The 262-nt window shown below is 49.2% G+C and carries 1 tRNA gene; it reads right to left on the bottom strand.

The features are described from left to right. Positions 1 to 86: 86 nt before the first annotated feature. Positions 87 to 162: transfer RNA gene (locus ACT3RR_RS23200), tRNA-Glu, on the bottom strand. Between the last annotated feature and the right edge of the window lie 100 nt (positions 163 to 262).

Raw genomic sequence — 262 nt, 5'->3', positions numbered from 1 at the left:
TATCTTAAACACGACTCGTGAGAGTCATCTTTAAGGTATTCTGGTCCGTTAAGACCGGTGATAATGTCTTTCACACATTATCGGAATGGCGTCCCCAAGGGGATTCGAACCCCTGTTACAGCCGTGAAAGGGCAGTGTCCTAGGCCTCTAGACGATGGGGACACGAAAATTCCGTACCAGCCCACTTTCGTGCCCTGGCACTTTTCGCATCAGCGTAAGGTTGCCCTTACTGCATCAACAGGTGCTCTTGCTCATTAATTTC

Origin of the sequence: Ewingella sp. AOP8-B2-18, assembly GCF_052376015.1 — a bacterium.
Lineage (GTDB): Bacteria > Pseudomonadota > Gammaproteobacteria > Enterobacterales > Enterobacteriaceae > Ewingella > Ewingella allii.
This window is presented reverse-complemented; position numbering and strand designations above follow the sequence as displayed.